The organism is Nitrosomonas sp. Nm51 (assembly GCF_900111165.1).
Taxonomy (GTDB): domain Bacteria; phylum Pseudomonadota; class Gammaproteobacteria; order Burkholderiales; family Nitrosomonadaceae; genus Nitrosomonas.
In genome coordinates this window covers 1-14,275 of the sequence record NZ_FOGH01000058.1, presented here as the reverse complement: position 1 = coordinate 14,275, position 14,275 = coordinate 1, and the positions used below count along the sequence as shown (strand labels likewise).

Annotated in this window: 15 protein-coding genes, 1 tRNA gene and 3 pseudogenes; 11 read left to right on the top strand and 8 right to left on the bottom strand. The window is 45.2% G+C overall.

What is annotated here, in order from left to right; translation table 11 throughout:
- Positions 1-111: 111 nt before the first annotated feature.
- Both BMY60_RS13260 and BMY60_RS13255 read left to right on the top strand, forming a co-directional pair.
- Positions 112-531 (top strand): annotated as a pseudogene (locus BMY60_RS13260) (transposase); the annotation flags it as partial.
- A gap of 261 nt (positions 532-792) precedes the next feature.
- Positions 793-1,167: a DUF6746 family protein gene (locus BMY60_RS13255; RefSeq protein WP_090334281.1), complete on the top strand. Its 375-nt coding sequence runs from the start codon at positions 793-795 to the stop codon at positions 1,165-1,167.
- A 99-nt stretch (positions 1,168-1,266) separates the two neighbouring features.
- Here BMY60_RS13255 and BMY60_RS13250 read toward each other — a convergent pair whose 3' ends face one another.
- A complete protein-coding gene (locus tag BMY60_RS13250; protein WP_090334276.1) occupies positions 1,267-2,373 on the bottom strand; it encodes an SMP-30/gluconolactonase/LRE family protein in 1,107 nt (368 codons plus the stop codon).
- Positions 2,374-2,578: 205 nt separating this feature from the next.
- Positions 2,579-2,726, bottom strand: a pseudogene (locus tag BMY60_RS16745) (IS630 family transposase); the annotation flags it as partial.
- Between the two features lie 282 nt (positions 2,727-3,008).
- On the opposite strand from BMY60_RS16745, the gene BMY60_RS13245 reads away from it, so the two are divergent.
- The 5 genes from BMY60_RS13245 (at position 3,009) to BMY60_RS13225 (ending at position 6,417) form a co-directional block, all read left to right on the top strand.
- A tRNA-Pro gene (locus BMY60_RS13245) sits at positions 3,009-3,085 on the top strand.
- 159 nt (positions 3,086-3,244) lie between these two features.
- Positions 3,245-4,000 (top strand): 5'/3'-nucleotidase SurE, encoded by a 756-nt coding sequence (gene surE / locus BMY60_RS13240; RefSeq protein ID WP_090334274.1) that lies wholly within the window; start codon positions 3,245-3,247, stop codon positions 3,998-4,000.
- Positions 4,001-4,139: 139 nt separating this feature from the next.
- Entirely contained in the window at positions 4,140-4,802 is a 663-nt protein-coding gene (locus tag BMY60_RS13235) for a protein-L-isoaspartate(D-aspartate) O-methyltransferase (RefSeq protein ID WP_090334272.1), read from the top strand.
- Between the two features lie 19 nt (positions 4,803-4,821).
- Complete coding sequence (locus BMY60_RS13230; protein ID WP_090334270.1) at positions 4,822-5,841, top strand: peptidoglycan DD-metalloendopeptidase family protein; 1,020 nt, start codon at positions 4,822-4,824, stop codon at positions 5,839-5,841.
- Between the two features lie 138 nt (positions 5,842-5,979).
- Positions 5,980-6,417: a protein YgfX gene (locus BMY60_RS13225; protein WP_177166681.1), complete on the top strand. Its 438-nt coding sequence runs from the start codon at positions 5,980-5,982 to the stop codon at positions 6,415-6,417.
- A 57-nt stretch (positions 6,418-6,474) separates the two neighbouring features.
- On the opposite strand, the gene BMY60_RS13220 is transcribed toward BMY60_RS13225, so the two are convergent.
- The 6 genes from BMY60_RS13220 to BMY60_RS13195 form a co-directional block, all read right to left on the bottom strand.
- Positions 6,475-6,834, bottom strand: coding sequence for an exosortase system-associated protein, TIGR04073 family (locus BMY60_RS13220; RefSeq protein ID WP_090334267.1), 360 nt, complete (start codon positions 6,832-6,834; stop codon positions 6,475-6,477).
- A gap of 146 nt (positions 6,835-6,980) precedes the next feature.
- Entirely contained in the window at positions 6,981-7,490 is a 510-nt protein-coding gene (locus BMY60_RS13215; RefSeq protein ID WP_090334266.1) for a hypothetical protein, read from the bottom strand.
- Between the two features lie 212 nt (positions 7,491-7,702).
- A complete protein-coding gene (locus tag BMY60_RS13210; protein WP_090334264.1) occupies positions 7,703-8,248 on the bottom strand; it encodes a hypothetical protein in 546 nt (181 codons plus the stop codon).
- A gap of 21 nt (positions 8,249-8,269) precedes the next feature.
- Entirely contained in the window at positions 8,270-8,656 is a 387-nt protein-coding gene (locus BMY60_RS13205; RefSeq protein ID WP_090334263.1) for a hypothetical protein, read from the bottom strand.
- 135 nt (positions 8,657-8,791) lie between these two features.
- Positions 8,792-9,319 carry a glycine zipper family protein gene (locus BMY60_RS13200; protein WP_090334261.1) on the bottom strand — a complete coding sequence of 176 codons (528 nt, stop codon included), beginning with the start codon at positions 9,317-9,319 and terminating at the stop codon, positions 8,792-8,794.
- 16 nt (positions 9,320-9,335) lie between these two features.
- The gene (locus BMY60_RS13195) at positions 9,336-9,899 is read right to left on the bottom strand and encodes a hypothetical protein (protein ID WP_090334259.1); all 564 of its coding nucleotides are present in this window, start codon (positions 9,897-9,899) and stop codon (positions 9,336-9,338) included.
- A gap of 302 nt (positions 9,900-10,201) precedes the next feature.
- On the opposite strand from BMY60_RS13195, the gene BMY60_RS13190 reads away from it, so the two are divergent.
- The 4 genes and pseudogenes from BMY60_RS13190 to BMY60_RS15485 all read left to right on the top strand — a co-directional run.
- Positions 10,202-11,071 (top strand): phosphoribulokinase, encoded by an 870-nt coding sequence (locus BMY60_RS13190; protein ID WP_090334257.1) that lies wholly within the window; start codon positions 10,202-10,204, stop codon positions 11,069-11,071.
- A 222-nt stretch (positions 11,072-11,293) separates the two neighbouring features.
- On the top strand, positions 11,294-13,522 hold the full coding sequence (locus BMY60_RS13185) for a UvrD-helicase domain-containing protein (protein WP_090334279.1): 2,229 nt from the start codon (positions 11,294-11,296) through the stop codon (positions 13,520-13,522).
- 81 nt (positions 13,523-13,603) lie between these two features.
- A complete protein-coding gene (locus BMY60_RS13180; protein ID WP_090334256.1) occupies positions 13,604-13,936 on the top strand; it encodes a helix-turn-helix domain-containing protein in 333 nt (110 codons plus the stop codon).
- A 31-nt stretch (positions 13,937-13,967) separates the two neighbouring features.
- Positions 13,968-14,054: pseudogene (locus BMY60_RS15485) on the top strand (transposase); the annotation flags it as partial.
- Between the last annotated feature and the right edge of the window lie 221 nt (positions 14,055-14,275).

The following is a 14,275-nucleotide window of genomic DNA, read 5'->3' as shown; positions in this document are numbered from 1 at the left end:
GGAAAGCGGCTTTGAACCGGTTTATGATCGAATTCGAGGATCGACTGATTGAGTATGTTTAACCCAGACAGTTACACAGTTTAATTTACAGTCCCCAGCACGGGGCGGCAACGCATCAACATCAATGGCGCCGTCGATTGCGCAGGGCTTAATCCAATCGTCCGTTATGATGGCACTATCAATGCACAATCTACGGTAGCGTTGTTACAACAGATCGGGCAACAGTATCCTGCTGCTGCCCGTATTTATGTCATCTGCGATAATGCCCGTTATTACCGTTCACAGATCGTTACCGATTACTTGCCGGATTCAAAAACCGGATTAATCTTCCTGCCGCCATATGCACCCAATCTAAACCTGATTGAACGTTATTGGCGGTTTTTCAAGAAAGAAATCCTGTATGGCAAGTACTATGAAACCTTTTTTCTGTGCAAACAGGCCTGTGATGATTTTTTTGCCTCACCCGAGCGCTATAAAGAATCGCTACGTTCCTTGCTGACCGATAATTTTCAGATTATCGATTGTGCCTGAGTGCCGAAATTTGGAGTGCGATGAGTATAGCGCTTTATCGTCTCTATTGACTCCAAGCTCCCATTTCCTGAATTACACATTTAATGGAACGCCGTTTTGTACTAGGGTGTTTAGTCCTGTGGTATACTGGTTTGTACTATAATCGTTACCAGACTTATTAGGAGATATTAGGGGGCAGATGTTACGTTGCAGCGTCCGCACAACTAAAGCAGATCGAACCGGTTTCGTTCGAGTATGATGATTTTGATCGATGTAGGAATTATGAAAAAAAAAGTTTTTATGGCAATGATGGCGCTGTTTCTCTTTTATGCCACAGTAATTAAAGCAGAAGAAAAACAAGAGCATTTTAAGGGTAAACCATCGGAAACAATAGAGCAGGCTGTCAGCAATTTTTCTGAATATAATCGGAAGCTGTCTAGCATCCTGAATCAGGACACATTAAGTCCGCGGGATATGCAGCAGGTGCATGAATTAACTTACACGCTTGAGAATGCACTTGAAAAAATTAATTCGACCTTGTCAACACTGTCGGATACACTGGAAGCTGTGCATGTGAGTTCCGAAACCGGTGATGCCGATGCGATGCAAACGGAAGGGATGCGCTATCTGGACACAGCACGCCAGATTATTGAATAATACATAATACAAGTTAGCCGGGGTTGATAACGTTGGTAACTATATGATCATGCCGGGTTAGCGGGTGACTACCGTACATAAATGGTCTTATGACAACTATCATGGCGCCAAGATCGTTCTTTTCGCCAGCCAGCCTAGATTGTTTGCGTGCAAGCTTTGTATGTAGAGCCTGTCATCGGTCTCGGTAACAGATGTGGTTTCGGGATAGGTGCCAGCAGGGTCCTGCAAATCAACTGCAATTTTTCCTTCTTCAGTAAATGCCATGACATGACTGTAAGTTTTAGGCATAGGCCATAATGCGCGTGGGAAACGCAGTACTATTTTACGCAGCAGGGGTTTGTCGGCCATAAAATCGATAATTGCGTTTCGTGGCTTGGCAAAACCCAACCAGATTCTACCTTCATCTCCACGCATCAGATTGTCGGGATAACCAGGCAGGTTGTCGAGAACAATATTCGCTAACGGTGATCCCTGACTGATGTCAAGATTGTCAGCAGACACTGCAATTTTCCATACGCGGTAACGGCCGGTTTCATTGACAAACAAACTTTGTTCGTCATCGGATAGCGTGATGCCGTTTGCGAAACTTAAGCCCTTAGCGATAATACGCGTTTTGTTCAGTCTTGGATGATACTCCAGCACGCGTCCGGTAGCCGATTGCTCGACAATGTCCAGCATGCTGGCCTCAAAAGTGCCGCCCCAGTCGGAAGGTGCGAAACGACCGGAAGAGTCGGTGATGTAGATCATGCCGTTGCTTGCCACTACGACGCTGTTGGGATAGCGTATCGGATCGCCGTTGATGTGATTAACCAGTATTTTTATGGTACCTTTCGGTGTAATGGATAGAATGCCGAGCATCGCGTCGGCAGCGATGAGATTGCTGTCTGAATCGAAATCAAAGCCCAATACGCGGCCACCGGTGTGCGTGAAAACTTCCAGCATGGCTCCGTCGGTATTCATCCGCAGAATTTTGCCGCTTGCCACTGAAGCGTAAAGCTTTCCATCCTTGCCCAGTGCTACATGCTCCGGCCCTTTTTCATCGTTCAGTGTAATCAACCGCAAACCGGCAAGCCGCTTATTCGGCGCATGCGGGCCAGTATATCCCGGTGCTTCAGGGGCGTCCCAACTTTCTGGTTTTATCGGTACCGGCCAGAACATGAAATAACCCACTAGTGTTAAGAACAGAGCAGTAAAGATTTTTTTCATAGACATTCTTTATTGTACAAGAGATTATCTGTTGCAATGATGTATTTTGACATTAGCTCTAGCGCTATTTCAATTTGATACTGCTGGATAAAGCTGTTTAAGTTTTATCCGCTCATCCTCAATTGTAAACCGCCACTCGATTGTCATAGCAGATCTGTTCGTGTTGCTGTCCATGTATCGACTTCTTTGCGTACAGTTTCCATACCAACTAACCGGCGATTAAGACATTGCCGCGATAGTGCACTGATTTCGCATTCAGCCATATTCAACCAACTGCCATGCTTTGGCGTATATACAAATTTCAGTTTTTCCATCAATCTGTATGCCACCTCTGGCTCAAAGGCTTTATATAACGGTCGCGATAGGAATGCCGGTTGCCCGGCGCCCCTCGCACAGATCCCAGCATGCACTGCTAATGCGCCGGGCTCATGCCTTAGGTTCTGGCGGCAAAGCGATCGAAGGGTATAAATCATGACATATCCGAATTGGTGGGGCAGAACGTCTCCACAGTCGTCCAAATCGTTCCCATGTCATGCGCTGGCGCTGGCTTCTTCGTCTTAGCGTTCGCGCCAGGTGCTGCACAGCAGACATATAGTTTTTTATGACAGACCTTGTTTGCTATAATTATACGTTTACGGGGCGTAGCGCAGCCTGGTAGCGTACTTGCATGGGGTGCAAGTGGTCGGAGGTTCAAATCCTCTCGCCCCGACCATGGTATTTCAGCGATGTGTTTTTTTATTTTCATATTATGATTTGTTTGTGATTTGTGTGGTTAAGAATGATTCTGAGGTTTTTGGTTTCTTACATTCTTTTTATTTTTTGCGTATATTTTTGTGGATTGATTTTTTTGCAAAAGCGTTTGAATTAAAAAATGCGCATTTTACTTAGCAACGACGACGGCTACTTTGCACCTGGACTGGCCTGTCTGGCAAATGCACTGGAAAGCGTTGCGGATATTACCGTAGTTGCGCCTGAACGTGACAGAAGCGGCTCGAGTAATTCTCTAACGCTGGATCGCCCGTTAAGTCTGCATCGTGCGCACAACGGATTTTATTATGTCAATGGCACGCCCACTGATTGCGTACATCTGGCGGTAACAGGCATGTTGGATATATTACCGGATATGGTTATCTCAGGTATTAATCACGGTGCCAATATGGGAGATGATACGGTTTATTCAGGAACAGTTGCTGCAGCAACAGAAGGATTTCTATTGGGGGTTCCCTCATTAGCGGTATCGCTAGTTGATGTAACCAATGGACATTACGATACTGCGGCTCGTGTCGTGGTTGATCTCGTAAAACGTTTTAGCAAGGATAAACTAATAATACCGATTTTATTGAATATTAATGTTCCGGATGTTGAATACGAACACATTAAAGGAGTTCGTGTAACCCGTTTAGGAAGGCGGCATAAGGCTGAACCGGTCATCAAGACATTAAGCCCGCGTGGCTATACTGTTTATTGGGTTGGTCCAGCTGGTCCAGCGCAAGATGCGGGAGAAGGTACGGATTTCCATACCATTCAATTTAACTATGTTTCTATAACGCCATTGCAAATTGATTTAACGCGATTTGATCAAATGGAATTTGTTACACAGTGGTTGAGTGATTCAGTGGCTGGATGATTAGTAGATATCCTTCATCTTTATTTGCAAATACTTGAAATTTGAAAAAAGCAATGAAATACTCCATTTTTACGTGAATTTCAGGGATCTGGGTATCGTAAAAAATTAACATGATTATCATCTGAGTGGAAAGTAACCTGTGAGTATTCATCTTTCAGGCATAGGTATGACTTCGCAACGGACGCGCATGCGGATGATTGAACGTCTGCGTAGCCAAGGGATAACAGATGAGGTCGTACTGTCGGTGATGGGTTCGGTTCCGCGCCATCTTTTTATTGAGGAAGCGCTGGCAAGCCGGGCTTATGAGGATGTTTCTCTACCGATTAATTACGGGCAGACTATATCCAGCCCCTGGGTTGTGGCGCGAATGAGCGAATTGCTACGCGCAAACACTTTTCTGGATAAAGTGCTCGAAATTGGTACTGGCTGCGGATATCAAGCTGCGATTTTGGCACAACTGGCCCATCAGGTTTATTCGATTGAACGGATAGGCCCTTTGTTGACGCGTACCCGCATACGGTTGCATAAATTGCAAATTCGGAATATTTGTTTAAAGCATGCTGATGGGTTACGCGGATTGTCAGAGGCGGGTCCGTTTGATGGTATTATCATGACTGCGGTTGCGACGCATATACCGGCGGCTTTATTGGAACAATTGGCCGTCGGCGGACGAATTGTTTTTCCGAAAGGTGTTCAGAAACAGAACCTTTGTATGATTGAACGTAATATGCAGGGGTATGTAGAAAATATCCTGGAAGAAGTCAATTTTGTACCCATACTGTCCGGTGTCATCAAATCATAGTGATACTGAGGAAATTACAATGGATAATTTTCAAATACAACTTAAAGCCAGTGCCGTTCTAGGAAGAATCGTTTTCGGGATTTGCGGGCTACCATTTTTGTTACTCGCGGGTTGCGAAACGACCAAGCCACCGGCACCTGTCGTTGAACGTACAGTTACACCCAAGCAGATAGCTGATGGTCTATCTGATACACAACAAGCCGATCGCTACTATGTTGTGCAGAAGGGGGACACCTTTTACAGTATTGCGCTCAACCATGGTATTGATCAGAAAGAACTTGCTGAATGGAATAATATAACTGATACGACTAATATCGAGCCTGGCCAGCGGATTAACCTGTCAGTACCTTCAAAAAAAACTGGGCCGACGTTATTCGCAATTCCGCAGCAGTCGGATATGCCTGTTGTCGATCCCAGTCTGGATTTGCCAGGTGGTACCGCCGGCTCAACGAATGTCCAAGCACATAATCCCGGCGCACAAAAAATCAAGACACATCCAAAAGCTTTGAAGCTGCCTTATTCGGAACAGAATGTGGCGCGCTTACAATATTCTGTCAATCCAGCTTTAAATCTATCTCAGAACGAATATCCATCCCCGGGAACCCGGATTGAAAATGCACCAAACTATGTTGAATACGATACAGAGATCGTGTCAGATGCGTCCGAGCCTGGTTGGATTTGGCCTGCGACAGGGACTTTATTGGCCCCTTTCTCAAATAATTCGAAAGGTTTGAAAATTTCCGGGCAAGCAGGCCAACCCATTCTGGCAACTGCAGCAGGCGAAGTCGTCTACAGTGGCAATGGACTGCGCGGTTATGGCAACCTGGTCATTATTAAGCATGATGACACATTGTTGAGTGCATACGCACACAACAGTAAACTACTCGTACAAGAGGGCGAGACTGTAGTACAAGGGCAGAAAATAGCTGAAATGGGCGATACAGATGCGGATACGACACAGTTACATTTTGAAATCAGGAGACATGGGAAGCCCGTTGATCCATTGAAATTTTTATCTGCCACCCCGCAGTCGCAGTAATATCCGAATTTGAAGTGAGGGCGCATTGCCGGAGTTAATGATAAATTCTGTTGTGCGCAGTTATCGTTATATTAGGGTCATGAAAAGTCTTCACGGAATAGTTTTTATTTTGTGTTCTGGATTATCGGTAAAATATTTTTGCTGACCATTCATCTGAAACCTTCCAAGCTGTTAGTGGTTATTCTCATTGCGGCGCATTGCGCGGCTGCATTACTACTAGGATTGTTGTCTGTAATTCCTGAAGTCAAATTGGCAGGCATGCTGGTATTGCTTGCCAGTTTATATTTCTATTTAAAACGTGATGCACTTCAGCGTTCAGCGCATTCAGCGGTGCTGTTGGGATTTTCCGGCATCAGATGTGCGCTGGAAACGAAATGTGGTCAGATGTTTGAATACGCAATTTCTGGAGAAACATATGTCTCGCCCTATTTAACTGTGTTAATACTGCGATCGCAGCGCAGTTGGCTGACACAAAGTATAGTCATTCTTCCCGATACGATAAGTTCTGAAGAATTCAGACGTCTGAGAGTATTTCTGCGCTGGAAATGGAAGCAGGTTGTTGAGGAAGATGCATGAAATAGCTGAGAGTTATTTCATGCGGTGGTGTTTTTTGATCGGAATAATCACATTGACTTAGCGCATTTGCCAAGCTGTGTACGTGGTTTCCCGATCGAAATTATCCCATATATAAGCCGGCCTGATGACCGGTGTGGTTGGTACCAGAAAGGTTGCTATGTCCAACGCGCCGGCAAGACTGCGTCCCACGCTGTGAAACAGGCCGGTAAAAAACCCTGCTGTCATCCCGTATGTTGCACCATGCCTGCGTCCTGTTACCATCATTGTTTTAGGGATTTCTACAACGCCGGTAACGGCGTTGGCAATTCCGTTACCAAGCTTTTCGCCCACTTTGGTCGGGTAATTGTGTGCCAGTGCAAAATTAGAAATGCAGAATAATGCACCGAGTAATATGAGTATGTTGATTGTTTTCTTCATGAGTCAGCCTTTTGGTTTAAAAAAGTTTAGTGATTATATGGTATTGCGATTCTGATTAGAAAATGTGTCAGCGGCGATTGTGTTGAAAGTTACTGCATATAACACATGACGACACCCCTAGTAGATGCAATAATAATGACTGCCTGTCAATCCGGTTTTCGTTTGAGAAAGTTCATTATTCTTTCAACTTCCGAACCAATCTGATGAGATGGATAATTTTGATTCTCAAGTTCCGTTCTAATCAAAAAAGCCATTTCCAGGATTAGCAATTCCATAGTTTTGTTGTCTTCATCTTCAAGCGCTTCCTGATATTCTTTCTGAAAGCGGTTAATTGCTTTGACCATCTTGGTATTGCTTTCATCGCTCGGTAAAATCGAGCTAAGTTCGTACTTCAGGTTACTGGATATGGTGGCAACTTGCGGTGACGTGTCGCCCTGAATTGATTCGACAGGAAACAGTTTTTGAATGTAAATCGAAGTCATAATAAGCACAATACCGCAGACAATGGTGGAAATAACAAATCGCCCAAAACCATACTCTTTTCTAAAAAACTTAACAGACGTAATTTTTTCAAAACCACGTCTGATTAATACTCCCAGACCAACAAAAAATAAAATGGCGCCCACAGCCATTATCATGGGTACGATTGGATTCACGTTTTTTACTCTCCCTGAATAAGCTTGCTTTTGGTTTAGCTGATTTGTATGCGTTGTAAATACGCATTTGTTTACAAAACGAGCCTTATTATTGTCAAATTATGGCTCCATCGCAATGCCTGTATTTTAGCTTAAAACAGGGTGATGTTAGCAGTACTCATATTTTTTATTAAGGTTGCCCGGAAAATTAACAAAAGGCAACCACGATTATATTATTGTGGCGGTGGCGGTGGCGGATTTCCCGGGGGAGGTGGGGGCGGTGTAAATCCAGATTGTGGCGGCGATGTTCTGACTGGTTTTTGATCGGCCGCCGGCAATTCACTGGTTATTTTTCCGGAGACAGGTACTCGGTGGCCTTTTGCATACATGCACTGAATATAACTGATATCGTAACGGTATTGGCTTTCATAGCCGGAAGTTCTGGCTGTGCCGCTTCCGGCCAGGCCGCCAGCAAGCAATCCTGTTCCAGCGCCTATAGCGGCTCCTTCACCACCGCCAATAGCGGCACCTGCAGCAGCGCCAAGGCCCGAACCAGCTGCCGCACTGGTTAAGCCACTGGATGTTGCGGCTTTGCCTGCCGTTACGCCTCCAACTTGTTCATAGGCGTATCGCCTGCACTCATAATCGTCATAGCGAAACTGTTCAAAGCTCTTACTCGAGCCAGGCAAGACCATAACACTAGGGCCGGTCGGCAAATTGACACACGCTGCCAGTATTGCAACCAGCAGTATAGAAAATAGTTTATGTTTTCTGAGCATATTTGTATCTCCTCATGATACTTACTTTTGTTCAGGGGGATGGGGATTCACGCGCAGCCAGCCCCCCGGGCATTGTTTAACATAGGGATAATAACCATCTGGATCTTGGCAATAGTACCAATAGTTTGTCTGTGAATGACCCGGCGTCGGTTGTTCATGCTGTTGTATGTATACAGGCGGTGTCGACTGCACGATAACAGGGGGTGTCATGGGGACAACAACAGGTGGATAGCTATAAAGCGAAGGATAGAAGTACGGATCATAGTAGCCATATCCCAAATAACCGGGGTAACCGAAATGAATACCAAAATTAAATCTGTCTATACGACCACCGTGCGCAGCTGCCTGAGAGTACATCAAAATGCCTAGTAGCGGGATTGCAAAAAAAATAAGAATCAGTTTCTTCATGTGGAAATTCTCACTGCCTAGTGTAACGAAAACATTGCTCTTTTAATAGATATGAATAATATCTGTTTTCATAATGGCAGAAAAATTTACATATATGAAACTCATTGTTTTTTATTAGTGTTTCTAGGCAACTTATTAATAACGGTAAGGTGACGGGTAATCGGGCGGCGGAGGCGGTGCCGAAATCTTTTTGCTTTTGCCACTGTTGTAGGGGCTTGCCTGATTTCTGATATTGCCAGCAATTGGTACATGATGACCTTTGGCGTACATGCATTGAATATAGCTATTATCATAGCGTTGCTGGTTGATATGAGCAGAAGTTGTAGCGGTACCTGAGCCTGATAGGCCTCCGGCCAACAATCCCGTTCCGGCACCAATAGCCGCACCTCGTCCGCCGCCAAAAGCCGCACCCGCAATTGCGCCCAATCCGGCGCCAATAGCTGCGGTATTCAGTCCGCTGCCGATTGCGGCATCTCCAGCTGTTTTACCACCTAATTGTTCATAGGCATAAAGTTTGCACTCATAATCGTCGTGACGAAATTGATCGAAACTGATACCTGACCCAGGCAAGACCATAACGCTTGGGCCGGCAGGCATGTTCACACAAGCTGTGAGCATCAGTACGGTAGCCAATAGTGCTATTTGGGCGAGCCTGGATTTCATAGTAATGTCATTTTCTTTATGGTGACTGCGTAACCGGCTGGGGCGCGACTTGAAGCCATCCTTCAGGACATCGTTTGATATAGGGATAATAGCCTTCTGGATTGCGGCAGTAATACCAGTAGTTCGATGGAGACTGGGCCGAATCTGCAGCGGTCACTTTCCTTTCGATATAAACTGGCACCGTCGCTGGAGCAATCAAAGGAGAAGGATAAGCATATGTACGGGAGTAATAATAGGGGCTGCGGAATCGCGACCAATACGGATAACCATAGAAACCTGTGCCATAATAGCCCGGACCGTAAAATCCGCCAAAATTCAATCCGAAATTTACTCGTGGGTGATGATGTCTTATATGACGGTGACCATGACTAAAATGACCCCGTCCACCGCCGCCAAAGTGTCGATGTCCGCCGCCAAAATGGCGTGGCCCACTGCTTCCTCTGAAATGTCCGCCGCCACCGCCACCGCCACCGCCACTGAAGCTTGTGCCTTGGCTGCCGCTGCCCCGCGCCCAGAGTGAGTTACTGGCTGCAATACCGAGTATTGCTAGGAATAATAAAAAACCGGTTAGCTTTTTCATGGCTGTCACCTCGTTGAGGTTACCTAAATAATCTTTTGTATGTAATCTATTTAATTGAAAATACGAGTAAATCTTTCTCCGGAGATCGATTTGTTTATTTTTTGATGGTTGCAATTTATTTCTTGATAGAAAAAGTCAGTTGTTTGATTCTAGAGCGTCCAACCTGAATGAATACTGAATATTACAGAATGCCTTTCCAAAATGTACGGAAAGCAGGTTCATATTAGAGTAAAATTGCCTTCGATTGTATTTTTACCAGAATGGTAAGTTTTTTTGTAATATTTTTTGAGGAGAAAATTAATATGTCGCAGAAACACCCGGTTATAGCAGTTACCGGTTCATCTGGCGCGGGTACATCAACGGTTAAAAATAGTTTTGAGCATATTTTGAGGCGGGAAAAATTAAAGGCTGTTATTGTTGAAGGCGACAGTTTCCACCGTTATGACCGTGAAGCTATGAAGAAAGCGGTTGCAGATTCTGAAAAAGATGGTGGTCGGCCAATCAGCCATTTTGGCCCGGAAGCAAACGAATTTGAAAAGCTGGAGACTCTGTTCAAGGAATACGGTGAAAGTGGTTCCGGACAAACCCGCTTATATTTGCATAATGAAGAGGAGGCCGCCCCTTGGAATCAGAAGCCTGGTACATTTACACCCTGGTCGTCAATAGAACCCGGCTCGGATTTATTGTTTTATGAAGGACTGCATGGTGGTGTAAAAAGTGACACTGCTGATGTTGCAAAGTATGTGGATCTGTTGGTAGGTGTGGTGCCGATTGTCAACCTCGAATGGATCCAGAAAATTTTCCGCGACACCAATGCGCGCGGTTATTCCGCAGAAGCCGTTACACATACTATACTGCGCCGGATGCATGATTATGTGCATTACATTACACCACAATTTTCCCGTACTCACATCAATTTCCAGCGTGTACCGACTGTAGACACATCCAACCCGTTCATTGCGCGTGAAATACCGACTCTGGATGAAAGCATGGTCGTTATCCGGTTCAGATACCCGGAAAATGTGGATTTTTCTAATTTGCTGACTATGATTCATGATTCATTCATGTCTCGGCTCAATACCATTGTGGTTCCGGGTGGTAAAATGGGTATGGCAATTGAACTGATTTTAACGCCGCTGCTGACAGATATCGTCGCTAAAAGCAGAGCATAAGTTTGCCGCATCATCATCGTGATTAATTTATGAATCAGATTCACATAGTGTTGGCAAAATAACAAACATTAATCTGATTCTGAATTAATCAGCGAACGGATTGTAGGTGCGAAAGCGTAAGCTCTTTTCTTTTAGGCACTTTCCCGTTTAAAATAATTGAAACTTTTGATGTTTCCGGCGGGACATTCGGTATCTCTGAACGAGACACAATACTGTATTATCATGACTTCTCCCCTCCTTACAGGCTTGAATTCTCAACAACAGGAAGCGATAACATTACCACCGCATCGGTCGGCACTGGTGCTAGCGGGAGCCGGTAGCGGAAAAACCCGCGTGCTGACAACGCGAATTGCCTATTTGATACAGTCAGGACAAGCCAGTCCCTATAGTATATTAGCGGTCACATTCACCAATAAGGCGGCGAAAGAAATGCTCGTGCGTATTAACGCGATGTTGCCGGTGAATACACGTGGTATGTGGATAGGTACGTTTCATGGTTTATGTAACCGCTTGCTACGGACGCATTATCAGGAGGCTGGCCTGCCACAGGCATTTCAAATTCTCGATACTGCGGACCAGCTGGCAATGATCAAGCGCATATTGAAAAGTTTGTCGGTCGATGACAAGCGTTTTCCACCGCGTCAGGTGCAGTGGTTTATCAATCATACAAAGGAAGCCGGTCAACGCGCAGCCGACGTCATTGCCGATGATCCGTTTTCACGTTATTTGCTCGAGTTTTATCTGGTGTATGAGCAGCAATGCAATCGAGAAAGTGTCGTTGATTTTGCCGAACTATTGCTGCGCAGTTACGAACTGTTGAACCGGAATGAAATTCTGCGCGATCATTACCGTGAACGTTTCGATCATATTCTGGTTGACGAATTTCAGGATACCAGCCGATTGCAATATGATTGGCTTAAATTATTAGCGGGTATTGGTACCACTCATGCTGCCACGGTTTTTGTCGTTGGTGATGACGATCAGAGCATCTACGCTTTTCGTGGAGCGGAGACCGGCAATATGAAGGATTTTGAGCGGGATTTCGGCATTTCGACAGTCATCAAACTGGAACAAAATTACCGCTCACATGGCAACATTCTGGATGCGGCCAATGCGGTGATCGAAAATAATACTCAGCGTCTCGGTAAAAATCTGTGGACGGCAGAGGGAAAGGGCGAGCCCATTCGTGTGTATCGTGCTTATAACGATATCGATGAAGCCAGTTTTATTGTTGACGAAATCAAGGCATTGTATGCAGATGGTGTTGCACTTTCCGAAATTGCACTGCTGTATCGTTCGAATGCACAATCGCGTGCGTTGGAGCATAGTCTGTTTAATGCCGCGTTGCCATATCGTGTGTATGGCGGCATGCGATTTTATGAACGTATGGAAGTCAAACATGCTCTGGCTTATTTGCGCCTTGTCGCTAATCCAGAAGACGACAACGCTTTGTTACGTGTGATAAATTTTCCTGTACGCGGCATTGGTGCACGCAGCCTTGAGCATTTGCAAGATGCTGCACGCAAGGATGATTGCAGTTTATGGGCTGCAGCACTGCAACAGTGTGGCGTTGAAGTCTCCTTCGAGACAAGCGCTGAAAACAATGTTAAAAATAAAAAGGGAGTCGCGGGCTTTGTGTCATTGATTCTTACTTTGCGGCAAAACTGGGAAAGTATGCCGTTACCGCAAATAGTGGAACGCGTACTGTTGCATAGCGGATTAGAATCGCATTATAACACCGAGAAAGCAGGGGCTGACAGGCTGGAGAACCTGCACGAACTTGTCAATGCGGCCATCAGCTTTGTACATGAAGCGGAAGATGACAGTCTGACTGCATTTTTGGCGCACGCCTCATTGGAGGCAGGTGAGCATCAAGCGGGCAGTGGTCAGGATGCGTTACAGCTTATGACTGTGCATGCAGCGAAGGGGCTTGAGTTTCACTCCGTATTTTTAAGTGGAATGGAAGAAGGTTTGTTTCCGCACGATAATAGTCTGAGCGAAGCGGATGGTCTTGAAGAAGAACGGCGCTTGATGTATGTTGCCATGACGCGTGCATGCCGCCGCTTGTATCTTAGCCTGGCGCAAAGCCGTATGTTGCACGGCCAAACGCGTTATAATGTTGCATCCCGTTTTCTTGAAGAAATCCCTAAAGCATTTCTGAAATGGATCAAACTGCCTGCCGATAAAAGCGTTAATTTCACTACGTTGAATTCCGGTACGGAATCAGCTTTTACAACGGCATCTGCAGCACGCAGTAAACAATCGTTTCAGCGATCTTTATCCGTCGGTGAGCAATGGTATATCGGTCAGACAGTCACACATGCCAAGTTTGGTGAGGGTGTTATTCTCAACTATGAAGGAAACGGCAATGAAGCGAGGGTGCAGGTCAACTTTGTCCGTGCTGGGACAAAATGGTTGATGTTGGAATACGCTAAACTGATGCCGGTGTAATATGATGTGGTTATATCGCTCATGAATGAAAATTTGGATTAAGTTGATGCGTTAAAGTCATGAAAATAATAAAATCGCCATATGTCTTCCTGCTACCGCTTAACCGATCAAGAACTTGATGATTTAGAATTCGAGCACCGCCATGCTACGGATAAACGCTATGCTGACCGGGTAAAGGCAGTTTACCTGTTAGGCAAAGGATGGCCGGTTACAAAGATTGCGGAAGCCCTGTTGATAGATCGCGAAACAGTGCGCAATCACTTTAAGCGTTATCGTAAGGGTGGTTTGGCGGCATTACAGAGAAATGAAGCCGGCGGTAGTGACACGATGCTGACAAAAGAGCAATTACAGTTTTTGGATCAACATTTAAGGGACAATCTGATGTGGTTCAATAGACCCGGACACTCCAGTTAAGAGAAAATAGACTTAATTGGAGGAAGAAAAATTGGAAAGAAAACAATATACAAAAGAATTCAAATTAGATGCGGTCAGTCTAGTTGTTGACCAGGGATTGACGATAGCTGAAGCGGCTAGTATAGTGTTTCAATAAAATATTTACAAGTTGTCTTTTTCAGGCTATTCTCAAATAAAAACCAGGAGGGTGTCATGGCTCGAAAAACACAGCGCGCTGAATTGTCTTTGTCGGCCGGTCAACGGAGCAAACTTGAACAAATAAGCAAGGCCCGCAAGGCTCCGTTGCGAGAAATCCAAAGGGCTCAAGTGTTGCTGCATTACGCTGATGGTATTTCAATC

What these genes read in the sequence shown, in the direction of transcription:
- BMY60_RS13255 (WP_090334281.1), top strand. Translation starts at nt 793, where the DNA reads ATGAAAAAAAAAGTTTTTATGGCAATGATGGCGCTGTTTCTCTTTTAT.
- BMY60_RS13250 (WP_090334276.1), bottom strand. Translation starts at nt 2,373, where the DNA reads ATGAAAAAAATCTTTACTGCTCTGTTCTTAACACTAGTGGGTTATTTC.
- surE (WP_090334274.1), top strand. Translation starts at nt 3,245, where the DNA reads ATGCGCATTTTACTTAGCAACGACGACGGCTACTTTGCACCTGGACTG.
- BMY60_RS13230 (WP_090334270.1), top strand. Translation starts at nt 4,822, where the DNA reads ATGGATAATTTTCAAATACAACTTAAAGCCAGTGCCGTTCTAGGAAGA.
- BMY60_RS13220 (WP_090334267.1), bottom strand. Translation starts at nt 6,834, where the DNA reads ATGAAGAAAACAATCAACATACTCATATTACTCGGTGCATTATTCTGC.
- BMY60_RS13210 (WP_090334264.1), bottom strand. Translation starts at nt 8,248, where the DNA reads ATGCTCAGAAAACATAAACTATTTTCTATACTGCTGGTTGCAATACTG.
- BMY60_RS13205 (WP_090334263.1), bottom strand. Translation starts at nt 8,656, where the DNA reads ATGAAGAAACTGATTCTTATTTTTTTTGCAATCCCGCTACTAGGCATT.
- BMY60_RS13200 (WP_090334261.1), bottom strand. Translation starts at nt 9,319, where the DNA reads ATGAAATCCAGGCTCGCCCAAATAGCACTATTGGCTACCGTACTGATG.
- BMY60_RS13195 (WP_090334259.1), bottom strand. Translation starts at nt 9,899, where the DNA reads ATGAAAAAGCTAACCGGTTTTTTATTATTCCTAGCAATACTCGGTATT.
- BMY60_RS13190 (WP_090334257.1), top strand. Translation starts at nt 10,202, where the DNA reads ATGTCGCAGAAACACCCGGTTATAGCAGTTACCGGTTCATCTGGCGCG.
- BMY60_RS13185 (WP_090334279.1), top strand. Translation starts at nt 11,294, where the DNA reads ATGACTTCTCCCCTCCTTACAGGCTTGAATTCTCAACAACAGGAAGCG.
- BMY60_RS13180 (WP_090334256.1), top strand. Translation starts at nt 13,604, where the DNA reads ATGTCTTCCTGCTACCGCTTAACCGATCAAGAACTTGATGATTTAGAA.